Raw genomic sequence first — 4192 nt, forward strand, 5'->3', positions numbered from 1 at the left:
GTGTGAGTTAAGGCAGCTGCTTGGGAAATCAGCTGCCGACTCATATCATTCTTGCCCCCTGCTACACATATATACCGCACGCCAGTGAACTGACTTCATCAACATTCAACTACAGAAGCAAGAGCATCGTGCAATCGCACGAGTTCCATGCTGATCACGTCGCTCGTTGGCCTACTTGTCGAGGCCAGCGTTAATTCAGTATTTTTCAGAGTGAAATCAATGGCTAAGCCCCCCAAGAAAGTTCCGGTTCCTGGTTCATCCGATTTGCGCGATTCTTCAAACACCAATACCCCCGGCCGACCCGACACAACGCTGGATCATTTACCCTGGCGCCCTGGCATCTCACCGGGTCATGAGCCCGATCTGCCACTGCTCCAGCCAATCCTGGAGCACACGCCAGTACCCGACGCCCAACCTGCGGCGATTGAAATAACCGATCTCCCTGCCAGCACCCACATCAGCCGAATCACCACCGACCACCCCATCAGTCATTACTACCTGCCACCGAAAATGGTTGAAAGGCTGCCCGCACCCGACCCGCAGACCGGGTTCCGGTCGATCAGCTCCGGGCGCAAGTTTGTCGATCTCGTCGATGGCGGGACGGTACTGCTGGAGTCCGATGCGCAGGGCCATTTGCGCGCCAAACAACTTTCGGAACTGGTGCCGTCCGGACCGCGACTTGAGCGGGTGGAAGGAACGCTGGAATGGCGTCAGGTTCCGGCCGATAGCATTCGCACGGGTGATTCTGAACTGATCATTTCGCGCCACCCCGCGCAAGCTGGTGGGCAAGAAGAGGCGGGGCCGTCCAAGCGACCGCGGATACCCGAAGCCCCCGCATCCTCCGAGCCCTGGAAAAACTGGGGCATCGCCGCCCATCATGCTTCGCCCGAAGACGTCACCATCGAGGGTGTTCACTACAAGACAGTGTCGCGCGCTGACGCAYCGGACCATCCGATTGTCTATATCAAGAACCCGGCACACCTGATCTACGACTTCGATCTGTTCCAGAGAACTCTCGGGCAACACGTCGAACAACAACCCCGCGGCGCGATCCAGGTCCCGCCGACCCATCACTGGACAGTCGATCCGACACTGCCTTTTGAGAGGACGCTGACCAACTACGTCGTCACTTACTTTCCCGAACTGTCAGACCTCTGCGCGCTGAACGTCGCGAGAAAACAGTTTTCCCTCGCCAACGGTTCCGACATCGCCACCGGCGCCGGGCTGACGACCCTGCGGCAAGCCCACAATGACTGGAAGACCTCGAGCATCACGCCAAGACCAGAGCTGGTCGACCCATTGCTCATGCTTTCGGTCTTACCGACGGTTCCAGGCAAAGGCACTTACCGGATAGTGGAGCTGCCTGACTCCGCCGATGAGGTATCTCTGCAACGATTGGAGTTTGATACGCAAAAATTCTTGAGGGAGTGGAAGTATTTCACCTCGACCCTGGCCGCCGGTGACTACAAACGCTTCATGAAAGGCCTGCTGACTCGCAATGGGTACACCGTGTTCGAGCCGGGCCCCGCCCATACCTTTCCAACGTTAGTGTTCACGCGGACCGGACATGACTTTGTGTTCTACATGACCCTGCATCGCATTCACGGGCGCAAAGTTCAGATCTCTCCTACCGACCAACGCCGATATGCCCCCGAGCGGCTACCGGAACTGATTGGCCTGCCGGCCCTGCGCGCAGTGCAAAATGCCGAGGCCGCCAACAAACTGATCTGGCTGAAAGGCGGAGGACAGTTCCGGGGCGATCACCCGGATTCGGTCTTTATCGTGCGAACCGACGATCCAAGGCTTTGAAAAAGTCCTTCAGGTACTCAGTTGTGTACAGCCGACAAAGCCTGGTCGGCTGTACGGCCCCCTTCGCTGCGGTGCGGCGATCACAGGGAGCCGCAGGGGTAGTCATTTCATTAGAGGACCGCGTCCAGGTCGAAAATGATGTGGACTCCAAAGCCATTGAAAGCATAAAAAAAAGCCCGCAGTGTGAGCGGGCGAAAGACCAAAGAAGCTATATGCGCAGTCGCTTCCAGGGTGCAGCAGCTGCCTGGGGGATCAGCTGCCGCGATAGGTGGAGTAGMTGTAAGGCGAAATCAGCAACGGCACGTGGTAGTGATCCTGCTCGGCGGAGATGCCGAAACGCAGCACCACGACATCCAGAAAAGCCGGCTCCGGCAGTTTGACGCCGCGGGCGCGGTAGTAATCGCCGGCATGAAACTGAACCTGATAGACCCCGGTGCAGTAGTCATCGCCTTGCAGCAGCGGTGCATCGACACGGCCATCGCTGTTGGTTATCGCGCTGGCGACCAATTCCAGCCGCGATCCTTCAACGCGGTACAACTCGACCTTGATCGAGCTGCCCGGGCAACCGTGTGCTGCGTCCAAAACGTGTGTAGTCAAACGTCCCATTGATTCTGCGCGCCTGCCTGCATGGAGCAGTCAGACTTCGCGCCTCCCGAAGTCAGATGAAAAGGAGACCGCACCGATTCGGAGCACGAAAAGCTGCGGCGAGCGACTGATTAAGACACTTTTCAAAAAAATTGTACACAATAAAAACGACATTTTTCGCATTACTCTCGCCATCTGCACATTTACCGCMGATWTACCGCCGAACCGCACGGCCTATGAACCCTTCAGCAAATTACTGACCAGTCAGGCAGATTTCTTGCAGGCTCACGCCAATAGCAGTAAAAGATGACAATCGGTGAAAAATGCGAAAATTCAGGCTTACAAATTGAATATAAAGTTGTATACAATCAGTCCATCGCTGTGACGCGAGCCTGCCATCCGATCCTCAGCTGCGTCACACCAACCGTCATCATCGAATAAGAAGGAAGCCTGCAGTGAGCGCTGACTACCCACGCGACCTGGTCGGTTACGGCAGTAACCCTCCGCACCCACACTGGCCGGGCAATGCCCGCATTGCCCTATCGTTCGTACTCAATTACGAAGAAGGTGGCGAGCGCAACATCCTGCACGGCGACAAAGAGTCTGAAGCCTTCCTCTCGGAAATGGTTTCTGCCCAGCCGCTGCAAGGCGCGCGCAACATGAGCATGGAATCCCTCTACGAGTATGGCAGCCGCGCCGGCGTGTGGCGGATCCTCAAGCTGTTCAAGGAATTCGACATCCCGCTGACCATCTTCGCCGTAGCCATGGCAGCCCAGCGTCACCCGGACGTGATCCGCGCCATGGTCGATGCTGGCCACGAGATCTGCAGCCACGGCTATCGCTGGATCGACTACCAATACATGGACGAAACCCAGGAACGCGAGCACATGCTCGAAGCGATCCGCATCCTCACCGAAATCACAGGCGAACGCCCACTGGGCTGGTACACCGGCCGCACCGGCCCGAACACCCGTCGCCTGGTGATGGAAGAAGGCGGTTTCCTCTATGACTGCGACACCTACGACGACGACCTGCCCTACTGGGAACCGAACAACCCGACCGGCAAGCCGCACCTGGTGATCCCGTACACCCTGGACACCAACGACATGCGCTTCACCCAGGTCCAGGGCTTCAACAAGGGCGACGACTTCTTCGAATACCTGAAAGACGCGTTCGACGTGCTCTACGCCGAAGGCGCCGAGGCACCGAAAATGCTGTCGATCGGCCTGCACTGCCGCCTGATCGGCCGTCCGGCGCGTCTGGCTTCGCTCAAGCGCTTTATCGAATACGCTAAAAGTCATGAACAGGTGTGGTTCAGCCGTCGCGTCGACATCGCGCGTCACTGGCAAGAAACCCACCCGTACACAGGGGCTGCCAAATGAGCACCTTTCAAACCGTAAAACCATCGACCCTGAGCCGCGACGCCTTCGTCGCCGCTTTCGCCGACATCTACGAACATTCGCCATGGGTGGCCGAAAAGGCCTACGACCTGGGCCAGGACGCTTCGATCGACGAGATCGAAACCCTGCACCAGCGCATGAGCGACATCCTGTTGAGCGCTGATCACCAAAGCCAACTGGCTTTGATCAATGCTCACCCGGACCTGGCAGGCCGTGCGGCCGTCCAGGGCCAGTTGACCGAAGCCAGCACCAATGAACAGTCTGGCGCCGGTATTCACCAATGCACGGCCGAAGAGTTCCAGCGCTTCACCGAGCTGAACGACGCCTACAAAGCCAAGTTCAAGTTTCCCTTCATCATGGCGGTAAAAGGCAGCAACCGGCATCAGATCCTCGCAGCG

4 protein-coding genes are annotated in these 4192 nt (G+C 57.7%); 3 read left to right on the plus strand and 1 reads right to left on the minus strand.

Going from position 1 to position 4192, the window contains the following annotated elements:
• Positions 1 to 147 precede the first annotated feature (147 nt).
• Positions 148 to 1809, plus strand: a complete 1662-nt coding sequence (locus tag ACXRVY_RS18865) for a hypothetical protein (RefSeq protein ID WP_458237968.1) — start codon at positions 148 to 150, stop codon at positions 1807 to 1809.
• Positions 1810 to 2061: 252 nt separating this feature from the next.
• On the opposite strand, the gene uraH is transcribed toward ACXRVY_RS18865, so the two are convergent.
• On the minus strand, positions 2062 to 2415 hold the full coding sequence (uraH, locus tag ACXRVY_RS18870; RefSeq protein ID WP_458237969.1) for a hydroxyisourate hydrolase: 354 nt from the start codon (positions 2413 to 2415) through the stop codon (positions 2062 to 2064).
• 434 nt (positions 2416 to 2849) lie between these two features.
• Here uraH and puuE point away from each other — a divergent pair, with 434 nt between their 5' ends.
• Both puuE and uraD read left to right on the plus strand, forming a co-directional pair.
• Positions 2850 to 3776 carry an allantoinase PuuE gene (gene puuE, locus ACXRVY_RS18875; RefSeq protein WP_056721809.1) on the plus strand — a complete coding sequence of 309 codons (927 nt, stop codon included), beginning with the start codon at positions 2850 to 2852 and terminating at the stop codon, positions 3774 to 3776.
• Positions 3773 to 4192: 2-oxo-4-hydroxy-4-carboxy-5-ureidoimidazoline decarboxylase (gene uraD / locus ACXRVY_RS18880; protein ID WP_458237970.1), on the plus strand; the 420-nt coding region annotated here is incomplete at its 3' end. The genes puuE and uraD, both read left to right, overlap by 4 nt.

It is taken from the genome of Pseudomonas sp. P5_A2_2, assembly GCF_054177685.1.